General features: G+C 33.2%; 25 protein-coding genes. 6 read left to right on the top strand and 19 right to left on the bottom strand.

Annotated features, from left to right (window positions below; translation table 11 throughout):
- Positions 1-134 precede the first annotated feature (134 nt).
- From dhaM to CD036_RS04005, 9 genes are all read right to left on the bottom strand, one after another.
- On the bottom strand, positions 135-497 hold the full coding sequence (gene dhaM, locus CD036_RS04045; protein WP_103388043.1) for a dihydroxyacetone kinase phosphoryl donor subunit DhaM: 363 nt from the start codon (positions 495-497) through the stop codon (positions 135-137).
- A 1-nt stretch (position 498) separates the two neighbouring features.
- The gene (gene dhaL / locus CD036_RS04040) at positions 499-1,074 is read right to left on the bottom strand and encodes a dihydroxyacetone kinase subunit DhaL (protein WP_103388042.1); all 576 of its coding nucleotides are present in this window, start codon (positions 1,072-1,074) and stop codon (positions 499-501) included.
- A 12-nt stretch (positions 1,075-1,086) separates the two neighbouring features.
- A complete protein-coding gene (gene dhaK, locus CD036_RS04035; RefSeq protein WP_103388041.1) occupies positions 1,087-2,052 on the bottom strand; it encodes a dihydroxyacetone kinase subunit DhaK in 966 nt (321 codons plus the stop codon).
- 156 nt (positions 2,053-2,208) lie between these two features.
- Positions 2,209-3,225, bottom strand: coding sequence for a FecCD family ABC transporter permease (locus CD036_RS04030; protein ID WP_103388040.1), 1,017 nt, complete (start codon positions 3,223-3,225; stop codon positions 2,209-2,211).
- Positions 3,222-4,181, bottom strand: coding sequence for a FecCD family ABC transporter permease (locus CD036_RS04025; RefSeq protein WP_369946178.1), 960 nt, complete (start codon positions 4,179-4,181; stop codon positions 3,222-3,224). The genes CD036_RS04030 and CD036_RS04025 overlap by 4 nt, the downstream gene beginning before the upstream one ends.
- A 52-nt stretch (positions 4,182-4,233) precedes the next feature.
- Entirely contained in the window at positions 4,234-5,037 is an 804-nt protein-coding gene (locus tag CD036_RS04020) for an ABC transporter ATP-binding protein (protein WP_002508963.1), read from the bottom strand.
- A gap of 341 nt (positions 5,038-5,378) precedes the next feature.
- Positions 5,379-6,215 (bottom strand): YitT family protein, encoded by an 837-nt coding sequence (locus CD036_RS04015; RefSeq protein WP_002508964.1) that lies wholly within the window; start codon positions 6,213-6,215, stop codon positions 5,379-5,381.
- Positions 6,216-6,653: 438 nt separating this feature from the next.
- Positions 6,654-7,883: a NupC/NupG family nucleoside CNT transporter gene (locus CD036_RS04010; RefSeq protein WP_002508965.1), complete on the bottom strand. Its 1,230-nt coding sequence runs from the start codon at positions 7,881-7,883 to the stop codon at positions 6,654-6,656.
- A gap of 284 nt (positions 7,884-8,167) precedes the next feature.
- Positions 8,168-9,889, bottom strand: a complete 1,722-nt coding sequence (locus CD036_RS04005; RefSeq protein WP_103388038.1) for an ABC transporter ATP-binding protein — start codon at positions 9,887-9,889, stop codon at positions 8,168-8,170.
- Between the two features lie 201 nt (positions 9,890-10,090).
- Here CD036_RS04005 and pbp4 point away from each other — a divergent pair, with 201 nt between their 5' ends.
- On the top strand, positions 10,091-11,386 hold the full coding sequence (gene pbp4, locus CD036_RS04000) for a penicillin-binding protein PBP4 (RefSeq protein ID WP_103388037.1): 1,296 nt from the start codon (positions 10,091-10,093) through the stop codon (positions 11,384-11,386).
- Between the two features lie 174 nt (positions 11,387-11,560).
- Here the strand turns inward: pbp4 and tagD are convergent, their stop codons facing one another.
- The 4 genes from tagD to CD036_RS03980 all read right to left on the bottom strand — a co-directional run bounded on the left by tagD (position 11,561) and on the right by CD036_RS03980 (position 15,224).
- The gene (tagD, locus tag CD036_RS03995; RefSeq protein WP_002508968.1) at positions 11,561-11,959 is read right to left on the bottom strand and encodes a glycerol-3-phosphate cytidylyltransferase; all 399 of its coding nucleotides are present in this window, start codon (positions 11,957-11,959) and stop codon (positions 11,561-11,563) included.
- A gap of 82 nt (positions 11,960-12,041) precedes the next feature.
- Positions 12,042-13,100 carry a glycosyltransferase family 2 protein gene (locus CD036_RS03990; protein ID WP_103388036.1) on the bottom strand — a complete coding sequence of 353 codons (1,059 nt, stop codon included), beginning with the start codon at positions 13,098-13,100 and terminating at the stop codon, positions 12,042-12,044.
- Complete coding sequence (tarB, locus tag CD036_RS03985) at positions 13,097-14,188, bottom strand: teichoic acid glycerol-phosphate primase TarB (RefSeq protein WP_103388035.1); 1,092 nt, start codon at positions 14,186-14,188, stop codon at positions 13,097-13,099. The genes CD036_RS03990 and tarB overlap by 4 nt, the downstream gene beginning before the upstream one ends.
- A gap of 235 nt (positions 14,189-14,423) precedes the next feature.
- Positions 14,424-15,224 carry an ABC transporter permease gene (locus CD036_RS03980; protein WP_002508971.1) on the bottom strand — a complete coding sequence of 267 codons (801 nt, stop codon included), beginning with the start codon at positions 15,222-15,224 and terminating at the stop codon, positions 14,424-14,426.
- A 394-nt stretch (positions 15,225-15,618) separates the two neighbouring features.
- On the opposite strand from CD036_RS03980, the gene tagH reads away from it, so the two are divergent.
- Complete coding sequence (tagH, locus tag CD036_RS03975; protein WP_103388034.1) at positions 15,619-16,413, top strand: teichoic acids export ABC transporter ATP-binding subunit TagH; 795 nt, start codon at positions 15,619-15,621, stop codon at positions 16,411-16,413.
- 54 nt (positions 16,414-16,467) lie between these two features.
- On the opposite strand, the gene tarA is transcribed toward tagH, so the two are convergent.
- Positions 16,468-17,217 carry an N-acetylglucosaminyldiphosphoundecaprenol N-acetyl-beta-D-mannosaminyltransferase TarA gene (gene tarA, locus CD036_RS03970; RefSeq protein WP_002508973.1) on the bottom strand — a complete coding sequence of 250 codons (750 nt, stop codon included), beginning with the start codon at positions 17,215-17,217 and terminating at the stop codon, positions 16,468-16,470.
- Between the two features lie 207 nt (positions 17,218-17,424).
- Between tarA and CD036_RS03965 the strand changes: the two genes are divergently transcribed.
- Positions 17,425-18,174, top strand: a complete 750-nt coding sequence (locus CD036_RS03965; protein ID WP_002508974.1) for a M50 family metallopeptidase — start codon at positions 17,425-17,427, stop codon at positions 18,172-18,174.
- Between the two features lie 47 nt (positions 18,175-18,221).
- Here the strand turns inward: CD036_RS03965 and CD036_RS03960 are convergent, their stop codons facing one another.
- Entirely contained in the window at positions 18,222-18,863 is a 642-nt protein-coding gene (locus CD036_RS03960; protein WP_021459180.1) for a metal-dependent transcriptional regulator, read from the bottom strand.
- A gap of 120 nt (positions 18,864-18,983) precedes the next feature.
- Between CD036_RS03960 and CD036_RS03955 the strand changes: the two genes are divergently transcribed.
- The 3 genes from CD036_RS03955 to mntC are packed head-to-tail and all read left to right on the top strand — an operon-like array spanning position 18,984 to position 21,493.
- Positions 18,984-19,724 carry a metal ABC transporter ATP-binding protein gene (locus CD036_RS03955; RefSeq protein WP_103388033.1) on the top strand — a complete coding sequence of 247 codons (741 nt, stop codon included), beginning with the start codon at positions 18,984-18,986 and terminating at the stop codon, positions 19,722-19,724.
- Between the two features lie 3 nt (positions 19,725-19,727).
- Positions 19,728-20,564, top strand: a complete 837-nt coding sequence (locus CD036_RS03950; RefSeq protein WP_002508977.1) for a metal ABC transporter permease — start codon at positions 19,728-19,730, stop codon at positions 20,562-20,564.
- Positions 20,561-21,493 carry a manganese ABC transporter substrate-binding lipoprotein MntC gene (mntC, locus tag CD036_RS03945; protein WP_021459182.1) on the top strand — a complete coding sequence of 311 codons (933 nt, stop codon included), beginning with the start codon at positions 20,561-20,563 and terminating at the stop codon, positions 21,491-21,493. The genes CD036_RS03950 and mntC overlap by 4 nt, the downstream gene beginning before the upstream one ends.
- A 364-nt stretch (positions 21,494-21,857) precedes the next feature.
- On the opposite strand, the gene CD036_RS03940 is transcribed toward mntC, so the two are convergent.
- The 4 genes from CD036_RS03940 to mnhE2 all read right to left on the bottom strand — a co-directional run bounded on the left by CD036_RS03940 (position 21,858) and on the right by mnhE2 (position 25,956).
- A complete protein-coding gene (locus CD036_RS03940; protein ID WP_103388032.1) occupies positions 21,858-23,906 on the bottom strand; it encodes a cation:proton antiporter in 2,049 nt (682 codons plus the stop codon).
- Positions 23,907-24,753: 847 nt separating this feature from the next.
- On the bottom strand, positions 24,754-25,200 hold the full coding sequence (locus tag CD036_RS03935) for a Na+/H+ antiporter subunit G (protein WP_002508980.1): 447 nt from the start codon (positions 25,198-25,200) through the stop codon (positions 24,754-24,756).
- The gene (gene mnhF2 / locus CD036_RS03930; protein WP_002508981.1) at positions 25,175-25,477 is read right to left on the bottom strand and encodes a Na+/H+ antiporter Mnh2 subunit F; all 303 of its coding nucleotides are present in this window, start codon (positions 25,475-25,477) and stop codon (positions 25,175-25,177) included. Before mnhF2 ends, CD036_RS03935 begins: the two co-directional genes overlap by 26 nt.
- Positions 25,474-25,956, bottom strand: a complete 483-nt coding sequence (mnhE2, locus tag CD036_RS03925; RefSeq protein WP_021459184.1) for a Na+/H+ antiporter Mnh2 subunit E — start codon at positions 25,954-25,956, stop codon at positions 25,474-25,476. The genes mnhF2 and mnhE2 overlap by 4 nt, the downstream gene beginning before the upstream one ends.
- Positions 25,957-25,958: the final 2 nt, after the last annotated feature.

Raw genomic sequence — 25,958 nt, 5'->3', positions numbered from 1 at the left:
CCAGATTCTTTTTACAATTGATTTTTATTTTACCATATTCCGCGTACATATTCATTTAAGAAACTACTTTTTTAACAATTTTAATTTCACAAGTTATATTAAAGACTTTTTCTACTAGCAATAGACAAAAATCTTTAACTGAAATGATTTTTTACTTCTTCAATTGTGTCTTCCAACGTGCCTCCAACAGATAATTTAACTGCAGCCGTAAAACTTCCTTCAACAATCGGGGCATCTACTTTTATCATCTGGTTCTTGCCATTATACATTTCAATAGCCATATCTAAATTCATTTCAGCTGAACCAATGTCATAAAAACATATCGCATCATCGTTTAAGCCATTTAAAAGTTGGTGAATATCATCAAAAGATGTCCCTATTTCACCATTAATACCACCTTGAGCTACTACATTAACACCTGAGGCCATTTGACTTAATAGATCTTTAGTTCCTTCTGCAATCTTTTCACTATGACTCACAAGAATAATTGATGTCATATTATTCATCTCCAATCAATGCATTTAAAACATATACACTACTTTGAGCGCCCGGATCCACATGTCCTTTAGAATCCTCTTTAAAGTATGCTGCTCGTCCTTTGGTAGCAATCATTTCTTTAGTATCGTCAGCAAAAGTTTGTAGTTTTTCAAATGTTATGGACTCACCATTGTCCACAGCCAGTCTGGCACGTTCAATTACGTCAAACATTGTTTTCTCATTGAGTTCTACTTTACCTCTTTGTGCTATTGCATCTGAGAATGCTTGTAGAACCTCGCTTAAATTATTCGGAGTAATTTCATCACCTGCTACCTGTGCCATTTTGACAAAACTAAAACCATATAAAGGCCCAGAAGCTCCTCCGATATGAGACATTAACGTCATACCTGTCGATTTCAAGATAGTGGAAACTGATGAATCATCTAAATTATCAGGTAATGCTCGAAAACCACGAAGCATATTTACACCATGATCTCCATCGCCAATTGCTCTATCTAATTGTGTTAAGCTTTCTTCTTGAGTTTCAAATGTATCAACTAATGCTAATAAATTCATTTTTAACGTTTCAGCATTCATTGGGTTGCCTCCTTAATTAAAGTAACGACTTGCTGTTGTTTGCGTTAACGCGGTTAAAACTGTTTCTGAATATGGTGCCAATGTAATTGAAAAACCTTGCATATCAAGTGACGTCATATAATCTCCAACAAGCCAATGTTTCACAGCTAGATTTTTGGCTTCACAGTATTCAGAGACATATTTTGTGACAATGTTTAATTCAGAAATAGGTGTACCACCCATGCCATTGACCATTACGATAACATCATCCGTCTCTATTTCAGCTAACAACGGTTGTAATAAATGGCTTACTATAGTATCAACTGGTTGAACAGGCTCTTTAGACAAACCTTTTTCACCATGAATACCAATACCAAGTTCTATTTCATCTGCATCAATATCAAATCCATATTGACCTGTAGTTGGTACCATAGGTGGTGTTAGCGCCATGCCTATACTTTTAACACTATCTACAAAGGTCTGTACTCGAGATTGTAACGAGTGTAAATCGGTGCCTTGTTCAGCTAAATATCCTGCATATTTATGTGCCAATACAGTACCAGCTACACCTCTGCGTTGTGACGGTTCCTCAACAGCTACATCATCTTTAACTATAACAGTGGCAACCTCAATGTCTTCCATCGCAGCCATATCTTGTGCCATTTCAAAGTTCATAACATCACCAGCATAATTTTTAACAATTAACAATACACCTTGACCAGTGTCGACTGCTTTTATTGCACTTAATATTTTATCTGGTGTCGGTGAAGTAAATATCTCTCCACATACTGCAGCATCTAACATACCGTCTGTAACGTAACCTGCATGTGCTGGTTCATGTCCACTACCACCGCCTGAAACAATAGCAACTCCTTCAGTTTTTTTATTTTTTCTTACTACGACCGTATCTGCAATAATATCTATATCATCATTTGCTATCTTCATGCCAGCAAGCATATCAGCTAAGTAGTCAGTTTTCTCTTTGATTAGCTTTTTCATTTAAAGCTCCCCCTTTAGATTAAACACTATTTGCACTTAGTATACCCTACATTTTTCAGCAAACGCTAATAATTAAAATTAAAAAAAGACTAAACGTATATAATTTTGAAATCTTATAAAACTAGATTTCTATCACATACACTTAGTCTTTTTATTTTAAACCATTTTAGATTTGTACATTAAATATAAGAAGTATGGTGCTCCAATAATAGCTACGACGATACCAGCTGGTATGCCAGAAGGTTGTAAGATAACCTGACCAATAGTATCAGAAACGAGTAATAAAAATGCACCGATAACAATTGAAATTGGTAAAAATAGTTGATGTCTTGGACCAACGATAGATTTAGCAATGTGTGGTCCCATTAAACCAATAAAACCAATTGCGCCTGCCACTGCTACTGCTGCAGAAGACAGCACGACCGCTAACATAAGTAATATGAAGCGTTCCTTATCTACTCTAACACCCACACCTTGTGCTATATGTTGACTAGTATTTAATAAATTTAACGCGTTCGATTTTAGCAGTAATATAGGTATGATAATCACTAACCACGGTACAAAAGCTAGCACAAAGGACCATTCATCTCCCCATATATTACCAGCAAACCAAGAAGCCATAAATTCAGATTGATCTTTATCAAATTTAGACATTAACGTCAATGAACCACCACCAAGAGCTGTAGCTAGACCAACACCTACTAACACCATACTAGCTGGCGTTATCCCTTCTCCTTTGTTGTAGCTGAAGCTAAATATAATAAGTGCTGTTAAAATACCACCAATCATACTAATAATCGGCAATACATAAATAAAGTTATCAGCATTGACTTGGCCAACAACAATAAACAGTGCAATAACAAAACCACTACCTGCATTAATCCCTAAAATACCAGGCTCCGCAAGTGGATTACGTGTCACACTTTGAATGATCGCACCACTCATCGCCAAAGCAGCACCAGCTAAAATAGTAATGATCATTCTAGGCAAACGAAATTCTAGTAATATTAATGTATCTGTATAAGCACCTTGTCCAAATAATGTTGTAAAAAATGTTCCGAATGACATTTTATATTCACCAGAAGTCATACTCCATGCACAAGTTATTATTAATAATACAGTGAATACTATTAAAGTAATCCATTGTCTATATTTTAACTTTGGATCAATCATGTAAAGCGACCTCCCTTTTTAACTAAATATAAAAAGTAAGGTACACCAATAAACGATATAATTGCTCCTACAGGTGCTTCACCCATCATACGTGCTAATGTATCAGCAACTAACACAAGTAAACCACCTAACACTGCAGTTAAAGGAATAACACGTGCATAATCTGTGCCGACTAAAAACCTTACTATATGTGGCACCATTAAACCGACAAAGGCTATTTGACCAACCATAGCAACTGCAACGCCTGCTAATACCATGGCTAATATTAAAGTAATACCTCGTATAAAAGCCACATTTTGGCCTAGCCCTCGTGCTAAAGTTTCACCTAAATTTAATATAGTCAACTGTTTACTTATCGTAATTAAAATGAGTAACGCGATAACAATGACAGGGATGGCCCAAATTAATTGATGCCATGTTGTACCTGACACACCACCGGCACTCCAAAATGTTAAATCTTGATTCAACCTAAAAAACAGTGCGACACCTTGGCTCAATGCTGTTAAAAACGCACTAACTGCTGCACCCGCTAAAATAATACGCATAGGATTAAAACCATCACTACGCGAACGTCCAATCATCAATACGATAAAACCGCCAAGAATAGCACCTACAAAGCCGGCAACCATGAGCATTAAAAAAGGTGCTTTAGGATACAATGCAAATGTCAGCGCCAAAGTAAATGATGCGCCTGCATTTAATCCGATTAAACTTGGATCGGCTAATCCGTTTTTCGTAACCCCTTGCACTACTGCTCCCGATGTTGCCAAAGCAGCACCAACTAAAATAGCGCCTATATCGCGCGGGATACGGATTTCACTAATAATGTTATGTTGTTGATTCGTTACATCATAGCTAAATATAGCTTCAAATATCGTTGTCACATTAACTTTCGCTTCTCCCAGCAAGATAGATACAAAGAGTGCGACAACTAACAATACGATAGCTATAGCCATCGTAATTGCAAAATTATAAACTTTCTTTTTTTGCGTTGTCATCGTTATGCTCCTATACCTGGGAATAGCTACGTTTACATAAATCATATGTGACTAACATAGGCTTACCTGTTCGTGGATCTCTACTTATCTCAACATCAATATTAAACACCTTTTCTAGAATATCTTTAGTCAATACTTCCTCGGTGTCACCATTAGCAATGATATCGCCATCTTTCATCGTTATTAAATAGTCAGAAAAACGCACTGCTTGGTTAATGTCATGTAATACCATGACGATAGTACATCCTTGTTCTTGATTTAACTGGGTAATTAATTCTAAAATTTCTAATTGATGTGATATGTCCAAATATGTTGTTGGTTCATCTAAGAAAATAATATCTGTACGTTGTGCAAGCGCCATAGCTATCCACACACGTTGTCTTTGACCACCACTTAAGTCGTTAATAGCACGGTATTGAAAGTCAGCAGTGCCTGTTACTTTCATGGCCCAATCGATTTCTTTTTTATCTTCTGCAGATAATCGGCCAAAACCTTTTTGATGTGGAAAACGACCATAAGAAACAAGTTCTCCAACTGTTAACCCATCAGCTACTTCAGGAGACTGTGGCAATATCGCAATTTTCTTAGCCAATTCTTTAGTAGCTTGTTTGTGTATACTTTCTCCATCTAACACAATTTCCCCATTTGAAATCGTTAATAACCGTGATAATGCTTTTAACAATGTAGATTTACCGCAACCATTCGGTCCAATAATAGAAGTAATTCGACCATCTGGTACTGTAATATCTAAATTGTTGACTATAACATTATCTCCATAACTAATCGTAATTTGATTCCCATTTAAACGTGTCATACTTACCCTTCTTCCTGATTAATAAGCATCTATCTTAACCTATAATTGATTGTCTTAATTTCTATATATAAGTTATCTGTTATTGTCATTTATTGCGTTAATTGCTACATCCCGTAAATGATAATCATTATCACGGGTGTTATTATACCATTTTTTACTGAAATTGACTATAAAATCACAATAAAATTCTATGCTTAATATCTGTAAGTCTACCAATTATAAACACTAGAAAAAGCGAAAATATGAAACCAAACGTCCACATTTGATTTCGTATTTTCGCTTCAAAACTTACTTTTTGATTCTACTGGCAAAAGTTAGGACGTAATCAACGGTCACTAACTTTAGTGCTCATCTATCAAGAAACCATTACCATAAACGTCACGCACATCATGAACGACTAAAAATGCGTCTTCATCTGTCTGTTTAATTAAGCGCTTGGCTTTAGTCACTTGTGTTTTTGTTATTACAACGTACAGAATATCCTTATCTTCTTTAGTAAAGTAACCACGACCATTTAAAATTGTTAAGCCTCGACCGACTTTTTCATCTATGACTTTAGCTACTTCATCTGGCTTTTGTGAAATAATAGTCATTGCCTTTTTCGTATTTAAACCTTCGATAACGAATTCCATAACTTTAGTGCCGATGTATAATGATATAACCGTGACTAATGCACTAGGTAACGGAATAACAGTTAATGAAATAAGCACAACTATTAAGTCGAAAAACAACAGTGCATATGGTGTACTAACATCTAGATACTTATTAGCTATTCTTGCAAGTATAGTCGTACCTGCAGTCGTTCCACCTGCTAAAACAATGACACCAATACCTAGACCTACACACGTTCCACCAAAAATCGCATTAACTAAAATATTATTAGAATCTACTTGCCAACTTTCAGTCAATCCTAAAAATACAGAAATTAACACTGTCGCCAAAATAGTTAACAGCATACTACGTCTACTTAAAAACTTATACCCCACAGCAATAAGTAACGCGTTTAAAACAAAGTTCGTAAGCCCTGGAGAAATATGGTATGCATAGTAAAGTACAATGGCAAGTCCTGTAACGCCACCTTCACCTAAATCAGCTGTAATAATAAATGTATTGACACCCGCAGAAAAAATAAATGATCCTATAATCACCAATATAATATCACGTAGTGTTTTATTCACGCCCACCAACCTCCTATTCAATTTTCAATCACTTGAATAGTAGCAAAATAATGCCAACATCACAACACTCTACCTCATTTAACTGGAATACAAATTAATTTGAGATACATAATTTTAAAAATTCTGAATTTTCGGTTTACTTATATTTATTCCTTTGCTATAATGTTATTTATCTTCTTATTGAAGAACAATAAGAAGCCATCTCCTTTGTGTTGTTTATAGTAACAAACAAAAACAAATTTTTGCTCGAAGTATGTTATAAGTACCTAGTCCTTGCTTATATCATACATTTAATTCATTTCCCGTAAAAGCCAAGTACACTGCGTACTTGGCTTTTATAATGCAAAAAAACAGAACAGCTAAACGCTGCTCTGTTTAAATTTAAGTATTAAAGTGTTTATGCAGTTATTAAAATTGACTATCACACCAACTTTTATCTTACCAAGCAAACAAGCCGACAAATCCTGCTGTCATTAACGATACTAAAATACCGGCTAATAACATCATTGGTACATATTTAGAGACAAAGTCAGAAGTCTTCGTATCAACTATTCCTTTTAATGTACCTACAATCATACCGATTGTAGAGAAGTTTGCAAATGAAATTAAGAATGTTGTAAGCACTGCACGTCTGTGCGGTGAATATGAATCCAATACATCTTTAATTTCTCCCATAACAACAAATTCATTGGTCACAATTTTTTTAGCCATTTGTTGCGCAACAATCCATGCTTCTCCCCACGGTAAACCAAGTAATAATGCAAAAGGATACATAAATACACCTAAAATTTGATCTAAACCAAAACTACCTTTTAAACCGATCCAAGTTGCAATAATACCTGTTGCAGCATTAATTAGACGGTCGATTAAATCTGATAAAGCAACAAAACTAATGACAAATGCAATAATAATTAAAATCAATTTCCCTGCATTTAAGACAGAGTCTCCTAAGAAAGAAAAGAAAGGTTGTTTTTCTATCTCACTATTTTGAATACTATATATAATGTCCTCTTTATCTTCGAGAGTAACTGGATTAAGAATTGCAGAAATTATAATCGCATTAATGATATTCAATGGTATAGCAGTTAACACTAAATCACCAGGTACCATCGACACGTATGCACCTACGATAGCCCCAGATACTGAACTCATAGACATCATTGCGATAGTTAGTACACGTGTTTCATTCATACGCTTTAATTGTTCACTAGAAACTGCTAACGCTTCAGTGTTTCCTAAAAACATCATTTCAATACCAAAGAATGACTCGAACTTTGGTTGTCTCGTAATTTTAGCTAACACCCAACCAATCATTCCAATTAACTTAGGTAAAATATTTAAATACATCAGAATATCAAATAATGGTACAACTAATAAAATTGGGAATAAGGCACTAACTGCCATATCCATTGCACCAGGTTCGACCCAACTTGCAAAAGCAAATCCTGTACCTGCATGTGCAGAATCAATCATCCAGGCAATTCCGTTTGCTAATCCTTGTACTACTGCTTTCCCCCATGGGAAATAAATAAAGAACCATGCTAATACAATATTAAGGATTACTAAAATACCGATAGAAGTCCACTGTATGTCTTTGCGATTTCTTGAAAATAATACTGCAATCGCTAAGAAAACAATTAAACCTAAAATATTAATTAGTAAAAACATTTTACACCCACCATTCCAATATATATGAACTCAAGCAAACTCAAATTAAAAAACCATCTTACTTTATAATTATTGACTTGTCCCTAAAAAGTTAATAATGATTAATCACTAAAATATAAATAGTGTATTCGTTTTCATTTATTGTATTTCTGTGTTTTTCAATTTTCTACCTTGCTAGTTAATTCTAACTTATTATAGCATGTAAGGATTTTTGATAAAATAACTTTTTTAATGTTCGAGTATATGCTATTTATTTCTTTTGGCATTTACAAAATGTCTGTGTTTTATTCAGTTAAGTTTTGAGTAGCAACAAACTGCTGATATTTCTCATGTGTTTGCATTAATTCTTGATGCGTCCCACTTCCTGTGATAACACCTTGATCTAAAAAGATAATTTGGTCTGCTTTACGAATCGTTGACAAACGGTGAGCAATCACTATCGTAGTCCGCTTCTCCATTAATTCTTCTAATGCGGTTTGGATTTTCCGCTCGCTTTCACTATCTAAATTTGCAGTAGCTTCATCTAACAATAAGATGTCCGGGTTTTTTACAAAGCTACGTGCAATATCAATACGTTGACGTTGACCGCCGGATAATTTAATACCGCGTTCACCCACTAACGTATCATAACCTTGCTCAAGATTTTGAATAAAATCATGACAATTAGCTATCTTAGCATACGTTTCCAATTCTTCATCAGAAACAGCATGATTAATACCATAGAGTATATTGTCCCGTATCGTACCGCTCATCATGGCATTCGTTTGCATAACATAACCTATTTTATGTCGCCAAGTAGCTAAAGGGATATTATATATAGATTGATCACCGTATGTAATCATGCCTTGCTCAATATCATACATACGTTCGATAATATTAAAAATTGTACTTTTTCCTGATCCTGATGGCCCTACAAAAGCTGTGACTTTACCTGCTAAAATTTCAAAATTCACCGCTTGCAATACAGTTGTCGTATCATATTTAAAAGTTACATCTTTGAATATTAAAGATGGATGTTGGGATTCTTCAACTACTTCAGGCAAAGTAAAATCTTCTATAGGTTCTTGCATAATCTCATATATACGCTGACTCGCTCCCACAGCTTTTTTATAATCAGTTACTAATGTAGATAAATTGACTAACGGACTTGATAACTGCACTACATAGAAAATCATAGCAATTAATGTTCCTGCAGTAATGGCACCGCTTGTAACCCTTAATGCGCCGAAACCTAAAATCACTGTAATCGTTAACAGCATGACCAGTCCAGATATTGGTTGGATAATTGCTGTGATTTTTGCTTGCTTTAACCCTAAATCATAAATGCGTTGTAAATTATTGTCTGCTTTTTCTAATTCTAAACGCTCTGTATTTGCTACCTTAACTAAACGCATTTCGGTTAACACTCGTCCAAGCAAACCGCTAAAATCGGCAATTTCGGCTTGTGTCTTTTTGGATATACGTTGCATTATTTTCCCAAGTGGAATCATAATCCCAATAAATATCGGTATCGTTATAAAGGTTACTAACGTTATTTGCCAATCCATTACAAAAAGCATAATAAAAGAACCTAAAACAGTTAATACTGATGGCAACAACTCTGGTAGTTTTTGCGAAATAAAAGCATTGATTACTTTCGTATCATCAGTTAACCTACTCATTAACTGACCACTTTCATTTTTGTCAAAAAATGGCATTGTTAAATGCGTAATATGTTGCCATAACATTGAACGTATGGCGTAAATAATTTTTTCTCCAATTTTACTTAATAAATATAAGCCCAAGCCGCTCAGTAAAGTGTTCATAATAAAAATCCCTAAAAAGATAGCGATAAAATTCCAGTTAATACTTTCTAGGGTAAATTTGTCGACTAATTTACCTGTTACTAAAGGAACAAGTAATCCTGTTAAACTACCTAAAGAAGATATACACACCGCAATGGCAATTAGTTTTTTTGGCCAAGTTAATTTTTTGAATAAATAAAATAACGGGTTCGTTTGATTCATTACATTTACCTCTATTTTTGACTTATGTGGTTACATCGCCAAGCAACGAAAACTTTATGTAACTCTATACTTTATTGCTTGCTTTTTTAATTCACAAAATTATTGTTGTGACGGTTTATATATATTCATTTATTAATTCAACCCAATATGCTAAAATATTTCTATTATCAAAAAGAGAATATATTAAGAAGGTTTGTTTTTATGAAAAAGTTAATTTCCATTATGGTAACTGTTATGTTTATTGTTTCAATTATAACACCTTTTGCTAATGCTGAGACAGCTACACCTACAAGCATTGCAAATCAATACGGTTATAACGTATCTGATAAATATCAACCTGAGGGTGCAGCAAACATTGCACAAACAGGCCAAATTCTATATGACTATAATATCGACAAAAAGTGGTACCCTGCATCCATGTCTAAACTTATGACCATGTATTTAACATTGGAAGCAGTGAAAAAGGGAGATTTATCTTTAGACGATAAAGTTAAAATTACAGAAGACCACTATCGTATGTCTACTTTACCAAAATTAAGTAATACTAAACTTTACCCTGGCGAAACATATACCATTAAAGAATTATTGCAAATAACAGTTTCTGCTTCTAGTAATGCGGCAGCACTAATATTAGCAAATGAAGTATCTAAAAACACTTCAGAATTCACTGACTTAATGAATAAAAAAGCTAAATCAATTGGCATGAAAGATACGCACTTTGTTAATCCTACAGGTGCTGACAATGCCCAACTAGAAGATTTTGCACCTAAAAAGTACACTGATGAAGATAATTCAATGTCTTCAACACGAGATTTCGAAATTTTATCGCAACGTTCAATTCAAGATACACCTAAAATTTTATATTTCACTAAGCAAACTGCGCCAACACAACATGGTGTTACATACTATACCTTCAACCATTCACTTGAAGGTGGCGACATGAGCTTAGAAGGTACTGATGGTTTAAAAACTGGATCAAGTGACCTAGCAAATTATAACCATACTATCACGACAAAACGTGATGGATTCCGTATTGTACAAACAATCATGGGTGCCGGAAACTATGATAACTTCGGTGGTGAAAAACAACGTAACATGATGGGTAATGCTATGATGAATATGTCTTTCGATCAGTATAAATACACTAAAATTTTAGGCAAAGGCGAACACAAAATTAATGGCAAAACTTATTACTTAGAAGATGATTTATATGATGTATTGCCAAAAGACTTTACAAAAGAAGATTATAAATATGTCATCGAAGATAAAAAATTACACATTGAATACGACCGCTCATTTATTTCCGATAAATACGGTCCACCTTCTGTAAAAGTGAAAAAACCATTATTACACGAAACTACTACTATGGTTAAATCCACTTGGGATGATCATCCTATTTTAACGTTATTAGGTATCGTCTTAATTATTACCGCATTAGCAATCGTTATTTATTTACTTATTGATTTAATACGTCGTAAATCTAACAATAAAAAATAGTTCAACATACGCATTGAGTCTAGGATTATCAATCCAAAACTCAATGCGTTTTTTTGAGTTAAATTAAACTTATAACGCAATAAAAAAGGACAAGTTAGAAATCATGGTGATTTCTAAAACTTATCCCTTTAAACATTATCAACACACATTCATATTATCGTGTATGATAATTTATTAATGTTCTTCTTTACCATATAATTCTTTTTTAACTTTAGTCGTAGAAATACCTTCCGTACGTCTAAGATAAATAACCTCACATTTGTCCTTTAAAAAATCAAACTCGCCTTCCCAGTCATGACCCATGACAAATGTATCTATATCATAACGTTCAACATCTTTTTCTTTTTGTCCCCATCCTTCTTCCGGGATTACAAGATCAACATAACGAATTGATTCTAACATCATTTTACGTTGTTCATAGTTATAATAAGATTTTTTATTTTTTATACGGTTGAATTCATCCGATGATAACGCAACAATAAGATAGTCACCCATTTCACGTGCTCTTCTCAATAATTCAATATGACCATAATGCAATAAGTCATAAGTTCCATATGTTATAACTCTTTTCATTATTATCTACCTCTCAGTAACTTTTCACATTTTCAAGAAGTATATCATACTAAAATTTTTAATACTATAACGTAATTAATGTTTACCTTTTCAAAAATTTTTTTAGAGTCATTTTGCTTTTAAATTTAGCACGTCTCGGTAGAATTTCAACTTTAAAACGATAATAAGGTGGCCGTCCAATACCAACATAATGTAATGTTTCTCTCCATGTTTCATATATTGGTTTTGTCCAACCTTTACCACCTTGCTCTACTACTTTAATAATTCTGAACAATGCGCGCCCTTCGTAATCTGTTGTTTGCATTGTTTTCAGATACATTGTCACTGCATTAATAAATGGTTCGGTAATTTCCTTTTGATTGGCTAGGTAAGATTGAATTAAATAGCTAACAATCAACTCGTCAAAACGATAACTGTAATATACTCTTAAATTCGATAATAACAAAATATCCATCACGCGTTGTCTAACCACCGCTGCATTAGCTAAATAATCTTCAAAACGGTGCGTACGCTGTTCTGTAATTGATCCTTCTACATTATTATAACCATAAATAATATTAGGTAATAATTGAATATCACTGGCTTTATTAAAAGCACGTGCCATAAATGTATGTTCTTCACAAAACACTACATCTTCATCAAAACGTAAGTCCGCAAATTTAGCACTAAACATTTTTGCACCAGGGCCTATAGATTGTAAGATAGCTGGACATTGAGCCAAATTCACAGTATCAAATTTATTAATTTCTGTATGAGTTGGAATCGTTTGCCATTCTCCATGACGCTCGCGTCCTAGTTGCCCTAAAACAATATCTACATCATCATTTTTCAAATAGTAGTCAGCCATGTAATCAATTCTGCTAGGTAAGAACTCATCATCAGCATCTAAAAACATAAATACATCACTCGACATAGATGCAAGACCTCTATTACGACTTGCTGCCGCACCCGCATTTTCTTGATTGATAATTGTCAGTTCTTTATACATTTTCGCTAATTCCTGCAACACTGCTAATGATTCATCAGTCGAACCATCATTTATACAAATGATTTCATGCTCATACTTAGTATCAATCGAGGCAATAGCACGACGAATCGTATTAGCTGCATTATAAACTGGAATAATAAATGCTATTTTCATTGTGAAGCCTCCTTATTAATTAACTCCATGACTTGATTTAAGCTATCCTTCGTATTGTATTGATGCCACGTTTGAAATAACGGTTCTAACGTTTGTTCTTGTTGTTGGATCAATTGAATTAATGATGTTTCATCATATGCTTTATAACGACTTGGTATATCATAATAATAGCTATTTAACCCACGTTCCGCTTCATACAATGTCTCATCATAAACGTAAAAGACAGCAGTTTTATTTAATAAACTTGCCTCAATTGCTAATGAGCTATAATCAGTAATAATTAAATCTGCCATCAACATCAATGTCTGTGTATCAATCTGAGTCTGACTTGGCTCTGCTACTGCTGGATGTAGTTTATTGATTAAAGTATAACCAGGTAATGCTTGTTCAAATTGTGTAACATCGATTATTCTATTTCTTTGATTGTATTCCCTGTATGTAGGAACGTAAATCGCGAGTTTAGTCGTAATCCCATGCTGCTGTTTTAACTGTGTTTGCATCTCTTTAACATCTAATTGACAATACGGTACTAACCTCGGTAGTCCTGTCGTACAAAGCTGTGTTGGATGTACATCAAAAGCTGCTTTAAAACATTCTGCCATTGGTGGACCACCGATTAAATAAAAATCTGTAGCTCCATAAACCCGACGATATTGTTTAACTTGCATTTTATTAGTATGATCCACTTGATGATCCGTTAGCCCAAAATGTTTTAGCGCACCTGCAGCATGCCATGTTTGAATAATTTTTTGACCAGCTTTTTTGCGATAGCCACCTAATAGTAAATAATAAGTATCAATCACTATTACTTTTGCTGTGCTTAATGCTTTTATATGGTGAATAATATGTTTATTTCCTGCTGGAATAAATGTACAATTTTGTAATTGTTCAATGGTTTCTTGATGTATGCCTTTAGCAATTACTGTGACACGATATCCTTGTTGAGATAATTCTTTAATTATCGGTAAGACATCTGCTTCAAAAGTCATCATCACTACTATGTGTTTTGTTGATATTTTATTCCAACTAAATACTACATTTAGTATATGTATCATCATCATGTAAATTCTTTTTATCCATTGTCTCATTTTTTCTCCCCTTTACTTCAGTTAGTTTCATTTAATTATAGCGTGCTTTTTCCAAAATTTATAGAATTGCAACGATAGCAATGTTTAATTATTAAATTATTTCGTTCTATCTTATTGTCAGCTTGACCCTATTCACTTAACCTACACTTCTAACGATTAATTATTACCAATATACAAAAAGAACCTGGAACGTAAAATATGTTTCAGGTTCTTCATATATTTTATAAATAATGCATTACATAAAGTCTGCAAAATGATCGCGATACTTCATGTGTAAAATCGATCCTACCACGAGTAAAACAATAACTAAAATGACATTATAGACTGCCAATTCCCAATGAGAAATAAAGTACCAATCATGATGTAAAATAGCAGCTCTATATGCTTCAGCTAAAAAGTAAATCGGATTTAATTGCATCACATCAGTTACAATACCTTTAGGTGGCACGATTAAAATAGATGATACGAAAAAGACAATTCGCATTAACGCTTGCATTGCCATCTGAGTATCTCTAATAAGTACACCTAAAGTTGATGTTACGAGTGAAATTGCCACCGTTAAGATTAACGCGAAAGGTACATATATTAACAACTGTAAGGTGTAAATTGTCGGGTGATACCCTGCAAAATAACATATAACCATCACTATGGCTAATAAACCGAGATGCCCGTAAAATCTACTAAACACAATATAAGTAGGAATAATAGACAACGGAAAATTCATTTTTGCTACTTGATTATATTTCGACGCAATCGCCTTGGTTCCTTCTAATACACCTTGGTTCACAAAGAACCACATACTAATACCGACCAATAACCAATATATAAACGGCACACCATCTTGAGGGGTATTACTGCGCATACCTAAACCAAAAACAAACCAATAAACCGCAATTTGCATTGCTGGGTTGATTAATTCCCACGCCATACCTAAGTAATTACTATGGTTAGTGATTCTAATTTGAAATTCTGCTAATCTTTTGATCAAATATATATTTTTTATATGTTCTTTAAATACAGTCCAAACTGCCTTCATTTAAATAAACCACGCTTTCAAACGATTTACTTTTATATCTTAAACTTTTGTTTTTTATTCTGTCGTTATCTCCAAATATTTTCATAACAAAAAAATTATACCCTATTTAATAAATAGATGTAAACTTACTATGATTTCATTTTAGCTCATTACTATTAATATCATCATAAAATAGTATTGCCAATTATTATATACTAGATGATACCAGCTACATTTTACACTATTTTCTACTAAAAGAGTTGATTTAATTCCACAAATTCAGTAAACTTTAACAATTGTAGACTATAGTTTTCTCGCAATTCATACCTACTTACTTTACAATAGGTTAATAAATTTAACAACTCATTTACTATATATTATAATAACAGTAATTAGAAATAAGGATGGTAAAATTATGACAGTCTCGGTAAACATTGAACATGTCTCAAAAGAATACCGTATTTATCGCAATAATAAAGAACGAGTAAAAGATTTACTGGTACCTTTTCACAAAAACAAAACATTTTATGCTTTAAATGATTTATCATTAACTGCACATGAAGGTGATGTTATTGGCCTAGTAGGTATTAATGGTTCTGGTAAATCTACCCTTAGTAACATGATTGGCGGATCACTTTCCCCAACACGTGGTCACATTAACCGCAATGGAGAAGTCAGTGTAATCGCCATTAGTGCTGGACTTAATGGTCAACTTACTGGAATTGAAAACATTGAATTTAAAATGTTGTGTATGGGCTTTAATAAAAAACAAATTAAAGATTATACTCCACAAATTATTGAGTTCAGTGAACTTGGTGAATTTATTTACCAACCCGTTAAAAAATATTCCAGTGGTATGCGTGCCAAATTAGGGTTTTCAATAAACATTACCACTAATCCCGATATTTTAGTTATCGATGAAGCTTTATCCGTTGGTGACCAAACATTTGCACAAAAATGTCTAGAAAAAATTTATGAGTACAAAGAACAAAATAAAACAATTTTCTTTGTCAGTCATAATATGAAACAAGTACGTGACTTCTGTTCAAAAATTGCATGGATAGAAGGCGGTAAATTAAAACAATTTGGTACATTAGATGAAGTCTTGCCTGAATATGAAAAATTTTTAAATGACTTCAAAAAACGTTCCGCTGCGGATCAAAAAAAATTCAGATCAGAATTAGATAATTCTCGTTTTGAATTTAAATAACGTTAAACTAAAAACGATTACGATGCCACAAAATTCAAGACATCGTAATCGTTTTTAATGTTTATGTCGCATTTGTTTCATAACTTTCCATAAAAATCTAGGAATACTTTGCATTCTTCCTAACCGTTTCCAATCAATTATTAAGCGATAGACCCACTCTAAATTAATGGTTCTAATAAATTTAGGTGCTCGTTTTTTGACTCCACTAAATACTTCTAATGAGCCACCTACGCCCATCATCACTGTATGTTCAAAGTTATGTCGATGCTGCTCTATCCACATTTCTTGTTTAGGATAACCCATCCCCACAAAAATATAATCTGGCTTAAAGTCTTTTATTTCTTGAGCAATGTGCGCATCTTGTAGATCGATATATCCGTGATGATGATCAAAAATTATATTTGGATATTGCTGTTTTAACTGTTCTTGCGCTTTTACTACTACTGCTTCTTTGGCTCCTAATAAATACACCCGTTGATGATTAGAATGCGCTATTTTTAAACATGATTCCATCAATTCAATACCTGGTACACGAGCTTTTAATGGCGTTCTTAAAATTTTGGAAGCTTTGACCACGCCTGTACCATCTGCAACGGTATAATTAGCGCTGTTAATCAATGTTCGATAAAATGTATTAGTTGTAGCATAATCTACGATTTCTGGATTTGCAGTCACAATAAACAGTGTCTCTTGTTGCCCGTCTTCAAAAAATTGTTTTACATTTGTTACCATATCGTCCATTGTGACATTATTAAAATGTACAGATAAAACATCTACTTTATCTGTTTCGTCTCTTTTCACCATTAACTATTAACTCCTATCTACTCACTGTCGATTTCATACAATATTAACAGTCATTTTATCATAATACGCAGTAATGAGATAATACTTTCTGTAATATGCTATTCCCCTAATTCTTTCCTACATCAAAAGTCCAAATGCGCTAATTGTTTATATCGTTTATAATAGATTAAAGTTCATATTCATCACCATTACAAAAGAGGTATTTGCATGTCCTATATACAATCATTTTTAAGTTCATCCATTCAATTACATATTAGTTGGATTTTAATATTAGCAGTGCTTTACATTGTGATTCATCAGTATAGGCACAAGCCACTTAATCGTATAATTGATATTTATTTAAATTATATTCCAGTATTAACACATGAATTTGGCCATATTTTATTTAATAAAATTAGCGGAGGCAAAGCTAGAGATTTAGTTATTGTCGCTAAACCTTCAGAACGTGACCAAACATCACAACAAGGTTATGCTATTACACAATCTAGTAGTCGTTTGAGCCAAATCATTACCACATTAGGTGGTTATATCATGCCACCTTTAATGCTCTTTTTAGGATATTTAGCTGTCACTGCCAACTATCCCAGCATCTTTATTGCTGCGTATTTATTTATATTTTGCTATTTTGTCATATTAACATCTCGTAAATTACTCCCAATTATTATACTTTTGATGTTAATTGTATTGCTTTATGGTATATTTCAAAGCAATGATCAGGAGCTCATCTTTTATTTCGTTTCTATAAGTTACCACTTCATCCTTGGAATGTTGCTCGGTGAAGTGCTCCAATCAAGCTGGACAATCTTTAAACTGACGTTTTTCAACCGTGATGTTGAATGGGATGGTACAACATTAAACGAATTAACTCGCTGCCCCACATTCTTTTTTAGTACACTGTGGATTGCGATTAATTTATATACTGTGTATAAACTTTTCACTGTAGTTATTTCATTTTAAATATATATGCAAAAAGCGATGGTTAATATAAACCATCGCTTTTTATATTATTCTACGTAAATATGCGCTGCATTATCATAACTCAAAATTGTAACCGTCTCGCCTTTTTGAATCATTACTACTCTATTTGTATCATCTTTATCGACGATAAGTACTTCATCACCAATTGAGATGGCTTTACTAGACAAATAAACCAATAATTCTGTTCTGTCCCTTACTCTTTTAACATTAACATAATCTCCAGCACTAAATTGTAATAAATCGGTTGTATATAGTTCCTTATATTGATTATTACGTGGTATAACGCCGCCATGAGGACATGTAGTTGGATAATCTAATAACTTATCTAACCGCTCTACAAATAGATGTGAGACTCTGTGTTCTAATACTTCCGCTTCCTGATGCACTTCTTCCCAATCATAATGCAATATTTGAATTAAAAATAATTCAAGTAAACGATGTCGTTTAATAATATCTAAAGTGTGTGCCAAACCTTTCTGCGTTAACATCACACCTTTATATGGTTTTGTTGCTACCAATTCTGTTTGTTCTAATCTATTTATCATTTCACTTACTGATGGTGGCTTTATATTTAAATACTGCGATAACTTTTTGTTTGATACAAAAGTAGTATCGCCTTTATGCGTTAAAATGGCCTTCAAGTAGTCCTCTTTCTCTTCTGTCAGCATACTTTCACCTCTCACAATCATTGTCTTTATTGTATCACGAAAATTCTTGACACGCTAAAAGTTCGTAGTATATTATAAAATAAATTAGGTCAACCTAAAAATATTTTTAGAAGGTGAATTATGTTAGAAATAAAAAACTTAAATTTGCATTTAGGGAAGAAACATGTGCTCAAAGATATTAATTTAACATTACCTATCCAAGGTGAAATTATAGGAATTATGGGACCTAATGGTGCAGGAAAGTCATCTTTATTTAAATCGCTTATTGGAGAATTCAAAGCAACTGGAGAACAATTGTTAAATCAACAACCGCTCTCCTCAGTATTAAAATCAATTACGTATATTCCTCAAAAAGCTCATATCGATTTAGATTTTCCTATCGGTGTAGAAGCTGTTATATTATCAGGCTCATATGGTAATATCGGATGGTTTAAACCCGTAACTAAAAAAGTAAAATCACGACTCGAGTCTTTATTAACAACATTAGAATTAAATGATTTGCGTCATCGTCAAATTTCCGAAATAAGCGGAGGTCAATTGCAACGTGTACTTGTGGCACGTGCTTTAATGCACAGTAATCAGGTCTATATGTTAGATGAACCTTTCGTAGGCATAGATTTTCATAGTGAACAGTTAATTTTCAATTTATTACAGCATCTAAAAAGTGAAAACAAATTAATCTTAATTGTTCATCACGACTTATCTAAAGCCACTCAATATTTCGATCGTATCATTTTACTTAATCGCACTATTCGCTTTTTTGGTGATAGTGATATAGCGATGCAACCTGAACAATTAAACCAGACATTTTTAAATGCAGAACCTTCTGCACTAATATCCGATGAAAAGAGTGTGCAGTAAAATATGTTAGATTTCATTGAACATTTATTCAGTTATCAATTTTTAAACCGTGCACTTATTATCTCTATTGTAGTAGGTATTGTATGTGGCACGGTGGGTAGTCTTATTGTATTACGCGGTCTTTCGTTAATGGGGGATGCTATGAGTCATGCAGTGTTACCTGGTGTAGCATTATCATTTGTACTCGGTATACCAATGTATATCGGTGCTTTAGTTACAGGGATGATTGCAAGTTTATTTATAGGATTTATTACGCAAAGCAGTAAAACTAAACCAGATGCTGCGATAGGTATTAGTTTTACAGCCTTTTTATCTACTGGGATTATCATTATTAGTTTGATTAATAGTGCAACAGATTTGCACCATATTTTATTTGGTAACATTCTTGCCATTACAACTAATATTTTTTGGTCTACTATTATCGTCAGTGCTATAGTGCTTTTACTTATTGTTATATTTTATCGACCTTTAATGATTTCAACATTTGATTCAACATTTAGCCGCATGAGTGGCTTGAACACTACATTAATTCACTATTTTGTAATGTTATTACTAGCTATGGTAACAATAGCCAGTATTCAAACTGTTGGTATTATTTTAGTCGTTGCATTATTGATAACACCTGCGAGTACTGCATTTTTAATAGCTAAGACCTTACCACAAATGATGGTAATTGCTAGTACTATTAGTATTATTTGTTCCGTCACTGGTATGTATTTTAGCTACATTTATAATATTCCAAGTGGCGCAACCATTGTACTGTGTGCATTTATTATTTACATCATTGTATTCAGCGCACTAAAAATTAACACACGTATAAAGAAAGGACAATTAACATGAAAAAACTATTACCCATACTTTTAATATTAATGCTAGTCGTTGGTGCTTGCAGTAATAACAACAAATCTGCACAGTCAGAAAACAAGTCAAATGATAAATTAAAAGTTGTAACTACTAATTCAATAATTTATGATATAGCTCAAAATGTTGGCGGTAAGAATATAGACTTACATAGTATCGTTCCTATAGGCCAAGACCCTCATGAATATGAAGTAAAACCTAAAGATATTAAAGCATTAACAGATGCTGATATTGTATTTTATAATGGGTTAAATTTAGAATCGGGTAACGGGTGGTTTGAAAAAGCTTTAAAACAAGCGAATAAATCAATGGACGATAAAAATGTTGTAGCTGTTTCTAAAACAGTAAAACCTATTTATTTAGAAGGTGCTAGTAAAAAAGAGGAGAACCAAGATCCTCATGCTTGGTTAAGTTTAGAAAATGGTATTAAATATGCCGAAGTTATTAAAGAGACGTTAACTAAAAATGTTAAAGACAATAAAGATGTAGAGAAACAAGGTTCAAATTATATTAGCAAGCTACAAACATTGAATAAAGAAAGTCATAACAAGTTTGATGATATTTCAAAAGACTCACGTGCATTTATTACAAGCGAAGGTGCTTTTAAATACTTTGCAAGACAGTACGATTTAAAACCAGGATACATTTGGGAAATAAATACTGAAAAGCAAGGTACACCAGAGCAGATGAAACAAGCCATTGAATTTGTTAAAAAACACAATCTAAAACACTTACTTGTTGAAACAAGTGTTGAACGTAAAAGCATGGATACGTTAAGTGAAGAAACTAAAAAAGATATTTATGGTGAAGTATTTACCGATTCTATTGGAGAAAAAGGAACTAAAGGAGATTCCTATTATAAAATGATGGAAGCTAATATCAACACAATTCATGGCAGTATGAAGTAATAATTATGATAATAACTAAGGCTATTCAACCTGTTAACTAGGTGAATAGTCCCATATCGTACGTGTCTCTCCTATACATGCTACACATCCACGTACGATATGGTGGTATTCAAGCCTTAGATCAAACTCTTACGCCATCAATGGTACATAATCCTCCTCCATTGATGGCTTTTTCTCTGTGTAAAAAAGTAAACGTAGCAATATAATGAAATTTCTATCCAGACAGCCCATATTGCTACGCTTACAAAACTGGCAGACCGCTAAACATTTATGATTCATTGTTTTAGTGATCTGCCAGTTTATTTTTATTTACTTTTCAGTTCGTACATTAAACTAAAGCAACTCTATCTATAGAGTAGTGTCACTAAGTTAAACTATCTACAATAACCATTTCATCATAGTTGATTGATTCTCGTATTTTTAACGCTGTTGTGTCACTAACATCTTCTTCTTCTATCAATTGATTTAAGATACGACGTTGTTCTTTCAATGCATCTAAACGAATTTTCGTTATCGAATTTTCGTTCTTAGGATTGAAAAAGTTACTTGGTGTTAAATTATCACGTCGTGCCAAATAACCATCACAAATCATCCCAACTTCTAATTTATTATCTTCAGTAGTTTCTTTACTTAAGCGACTCACTACTCGATAATGTACTGTACGCATAACATTGGAGATTTCTAACAAGTTATCTGCAATAGATAACGAAGAAGCTGCGTTTGTTTTCATACGTTTTTTAATACGTATTTTCAAAATATAAACTTTCACTTCAACTATTAAACGTTGCATTAATGAAGCTTGTTTATAAATTTGTGTTCGTTCAGCGTAACGCATATAGTTATCCAACACACTAGTAGTAATATCACCATTAACAACTAAATTATTTAAAGTATCGTTTTCAACCTCAAATGCAATTTTTTGCAGTCGCTGTAATTCTTTGATATTTTCATCTTCATTTTCCACAGTACGTAAAAATGCAAGTTTTTCATGGTATTCTTTAATTACCGTTCCATAATGAAAACTAGATTCTAAAGTTGAATTTTTATTTAATGACTCTATTACCTTTTCTAAAATAAAGATTCTTGCATGCTTATAGTTCATCCCTGTATCTTTAGGTTTCGGTGCAGATGTTGTAAATAATGGTAATAAGAATTGTGCTATTACTAAACTAATAATTACCATACCAGATGCAACAAATAGTAAATCATCCCTAAAAGCAAAAGAATGATGATTTGCCAACATATATGGCAAAGTTAAAGCAATAGCTAATGAGATAGTCCCATGTACACCACAAAGAGACATTATAAATGCATAGACCCCTCTTTTTGGTGGTGTTTCTGTGTTAGTTTGATTATTTTCATTATCCGACATCATTTTTTGGAAAGGACTCACTGGTAAATAAAAGTAAGGGTATAAAACGAACACCCATAAAAATCTAAAGACATAAATCGCTAGTGCTATTAAAACAGTAACAATAATTAAAAATAATAAATTATGCGGTTCATTTTCTATAATACGACCTACCACTTCAGGAATTAAATAACCTAAAATAGCAAACACAAAGCCATTCAATGCATAGCCGATAATATTCCACGTATGGTTATAACTCATTTGCAAACGTGTACGTGCTTGTGAGATACGATCTCTTTCAAAGCCATGAACCAAACCAGCTACAACCGCGGCAATAATACCTGAAGCATGGAACATTTCTGCTATAAGATATGTGACAAACGGTGTTAATAATTGAATAAAAGTAAACATGTTAACATTTTCAATGCCTCGTCGTGTTAAAGATACTCTTGCTCGTACTAAAACCACACCGATAATAAGCCCTACGATAAATCCTCCGATAGATGATATTAAAAACTGTTCTATCGCGTTAGCCACTGAAAAAGTTCCAGTAATAAGAGCTGCTACAGCAATTTTAAAAGATATGATACCAGCTGCATCATTTAAAAGTGATTCACCTTCTAAAATTGTCATAGAACCTTTAGGTAATACTTTCCCTTTCGTTATAGCTTGCACAGCTACTGCATCGGTAGGACATAAAATGGCTGCTAAAGCAAACGCTGCTGCCATTGGTAACTCAGGCCATATCCAATGAACAAACAGACCTACTACTATAACTGTTGTCACTACTAAACCCAATGCCATCATTAAAACTGGCTTAATATACCTTCTTAAATGTACGCGAGATACTTGTACACCTTCTACGAATAATAATGGAGCAATTAATGCAACCATAAAAAGTTCTGAATCAAAATTAAAGTCTACAGGTACAGGTGTAATATATAACAACATACCTAAAATTATTTGAATGAAGGCCAAAGGAACTTTTGATAAAAATATATGTACAAATGAACTTAAAATGACGACTACTATAAAAATAAGCAGTGTCTCAAATATTTGCATAGTTTCACCTCTCATCGTTTGAACTTTACTATTATAATTGCTGAGGTTGAAACAAATAACGCATAATATACATGTCACACAAGCGCTTACGCTATCATCTCATTTTAAATGCTACAATGAGCAAACGTTGCCCATCGATTATTAATTCACACAATTACAAATATATATTATTTTATCATTTTTTTAGGGAATGGAACAGAAATCGAATTTTATTAATAAGATTCCTCTCCCCACAGCGACAAGGATGACTGGTATAAAAAACATGTGTTAAGGTACATTACAGTTCAGTTAGCTACTGGCAATATAAAATGAAGATGACGATTTAGTTATTCCCTTTCCTCTTGTTATAGAACGTAGACAAAAACCAAGGTGATAGTTCATCTAAAACTTTCATATATTATTGGCAGTGATTTGGGCCAACTCCTGCGGGAATAGCAAGAGCCGAAGACTACAGGCTGAGGCAGTTCCCGCGGAAAGCGTGCACAAAAAACTGCCAACAAAGTCAGATACTTTGTCGATAACCTATTGTTTTATTGGAAGTAAACATACCTTAAATATTAGTTATCCTAAAGACTTTTCCAAAATATTAGCAGTGCTTTGGGCCGACTCCTGCGGAAATTGCACAAGCCGAAGACTACAGGCTGAGGCAGTGCCCGCGGAAAGCGTGCACAAAAAACTGCCAATAAAATGTTGAGACTTTGGCAGTAATATAGAAAACATGATCCATCATTGACCCCTCAATATTCCATCACATTATTTAACCTAAATATTTAATAAAAAAAGTGCATCTTATTCCGCCTACCTTGTCAGCACAGGAGGAAAAGATACACATCTTCATATAACAAAATTAATATTCGTCTTCTTCATAGGCTTTTTTACGTAATTGTTCACGCTCTTTAGCACGCTTTTTCAGCTGTTCAAAATTATTTTGATCATCATTTGAACTTAACAATATGTTCGTTTGTCTCATACCATCTTTTTTACGATACATATAAGCCCCCGTACGATATGCAGCTCGTGAAATTAAATGTCCTCCAACAGGAGAAGTTAAATTAATAAATACCAAGGCTAAAATCATACGTACACTTAAATATCCTTGCGCAGAGATGAAATAAATAATAACTCCGACTAACGTCAATAACACTGACAAAGTAGAACTTTTAGTAGCCGCATGACTACGTAAAAAGACATCCTGAAATTTGATTAAGCCAATGGCACTAATAAGTGCAATAACACTTCCTAAAAACATGATAATGGCAGCACATAAATTAACGATTTCGCTTGTTGTTTGCATTAAATACGTGCCCCCCTTCAATAAATCTAGAAATAGAGACTGTACTTACAAATGAGATAATGGCAATTAATAATATAGAATCTAAGAATGAAAACGTACCATAAATAACGCTTAAACCACCTACTATAGACATGAGTATTGCACTGGCAGCATCAAATGCAACAACTCGATCAGCAGTGGTAGGTCCTTTGATTAATCTAAACAAAGTGAGCAGTAACGCGATCCCAAAGACAATAATGGAACTTGTAATGAAAAAATTGGTTAGTGAATCAATCATTCTGCCACCTCCAATATTAGACCTTCATATTGTCTAATACTTTTTAATAACTTTTGACGTTCTTTGTCTGACACATCAATTGCATGAATAAAGAATTTTTGTTTTTCTTTTGAAATACGAATAACAGTAGAGCCAGGTGTAATAATGATAAGTATTGTTAAAAATGATACTTCCCAATCACTATCTAAAGTCGTTTCATACGTAACAAGACCTGGATTCATATCTTTTGTTTTAAACAAAATATAATTAATGTTGGTCATACTTGATGTAATCAATTGATATAAATACACAAATAAAAATTTAATAGCCACCCAAACTTTTTTCAAGTAAAACTGTTGGCCAAAAAAGCGATGTAATATATAAATAACAATTAGACCAATTAAATATCCTGCGAAGAAGGTAGAAATATTAAAAGCGTCTTCATCTTGAAATAAAACCCATAAAAACGCAATGACAACATTTAACACTACTTGTCTCATAG

Source organism: Staphylococcus arlettae (assembly GCF_002902345.1).
GTDB classification, from domain to species: Bacteria; Bacillota; Bacilli; order Staphylococcales; family Staphylococcaceae; genus Staphylococcus; species Staphylococcus arlettae.
This window is presented reverse-complemented; position numbering and strand designations above follow the sequence as displayed.

Bases quoted from the DNA above. Each gene is read 5' to 3' on its own strand.
- dhaM (WP_103388043.1), bottom strand. From the start codon at position 497: ATGACATCAATTATTCTTGTGAGTCATAGTGAAAAGATTGCAGAAGGA.
- dhaL (WP_103388042.1), bottom strand. From the start codon at position 1,074: ATGAATGCTGAAACGTTAAAAATGAATTTATTAGCATTAGTTGATACA.
- dhaK (WP_103388041.1), bottom strand. From the start codon at position 2,052: ATGAAAAAGCTAATCAAAGAGAAAACTGACTACTTAGCTGATATGCTT.
- CD036_RS04030 (WP_103388040.1), bottom strand. From the start codon at position 3,225: ATGATTGATCCAAAGTTAAAATATAGACAATGGATTACTTTAATAGTA.
- CD036_RS04025 (WP_369946178.1), bottom strand. From the start codon at position 4,181: ATGGCTATAGCTATCGTATTGTTAGTTGTCGCACTCTTTGTATCTATC.
- CD036_RS04020 (WP_002508963.1), bottom strand. From the start codon at position 5,037: ATGACACGTTTAAATGGGAATCAAATTACGATTAGTTATGGAGATAAT.
- CD036_RS04010 (WP_002508965.1), bottom strand. From the start codon at position 7,883: ATGTTTTTACTAATTAATATTTTAGGTTTAATTGTTTTCTTAGCGATT.
- CD036_RS04005 (WP_103388038.1), bottom strand. From the start codon at position 9,889: ATGAATCAAACGAACCCGTTATTTTATTTATTCAAAAAATTAACTTGG.
- pbp4 (WP_103388037.1), top strand. From the start codon at position 10,091: ATGAAAAAGTTAATTTCCATTATGGTAACTGTTATGTTTATTGTTTCA.
- tagD (WP_002508968.1), bottom strand. From the start codon at position 11,959: ATGAAAAGAGTTATAACATATGGAACTTATGACTTATTGCATTATGGT.
- CD036_RS03990 (WP_103388036.1), bottom strand. From the start codon at position 13,100: ATGAAAATAGCATTTATTATTCCAGTTTATAATGCAGCTAATACGATT.
- tarB (WP_103388035.1), bottom strand. From the start codon at position 14,188: ATGAGACAATGGATAAAAAGAATTTACATGATGATGATACATATACTA.
- CD036_RS03980 (WP_002508971.1), bottom strand. From the start codon at position 15,224: ATGAAGGCAGTTTGGACTGTATTTAAAGAACATATAAAAAATATATAT.
- tagH (WP_103388034.1), top strand. From the start codon at position 15,619: ATGACAGTCTCGGTAAACATTGAACATGTCTCAAAAGAATACCGTATT.
- tarA (WP_002508973.1), bottom strand. From the start codon at position 17,217: ATGGTGAAAAGAGACGAAACAGATAAAGTAGATGTTTTATCTGTACAT.
- CD036_RS03965 (WP_002508974.1), top strand. From the start codon at position 17,425: ATGTCCTATATACAATCATTTTTAAGTTCATCCATTCAATTACATATT.
- CD036_RS03960 (WP_021459180.1), bottom strand. From the start codon at position 18,863: ATGCTGACAGAAGAGAAAGAGGACTACTTGAAGGCCATTTTAACGCAT.
- CD036_RS03955 (WP_103388033.1), top strand. From the start codon at position 18,984: ATGTTAGAAATAAAAAACTTAAATTTGCATTTAGGGAAGAAACATGTG.
- CD036_RS03950 (WP_002508977.1), top strand. From the start codon at position 19,728: ATGTTAGATTTCATTGAACATTTATTCAGTTATCAATTTTTAAACCGT.
- mntC (WP_021459182.1), top strand. From the start codon at position 20,561: ATGAAAAAACTATTACCCATACTTTTAATATTAATGCTAGTCGTTGGT.
- CD036_RS03940 (WP_103388032.1), bottom strand. From the start codon at position 23,906: ATGCAAATATTTGAGACACTGCTTATTTTTATAGTAGTCGTCATTTTA.
- CD036_RS03935 (WP_002508980.1), bottom strand. From the start codon at position 25,200: ATGCAAACAACAAGCGAAATCGTTAATTTATGTGCTGCCATTATCATG.
- mnhF2 (WP_002508981.1), bottom strand. From the start codon at position 25,477: ATGATTGATTCACTAACCAATTTTTTCATTACAAGTTCCATTATTGTC.
- mnhE2 (WP_021459184.1), bottom strand. From the start codon at position 25,956: ATGAGACAAGTAGTGTTAAATGTTGTCATTGCGTTTTTATGGGTTTTA.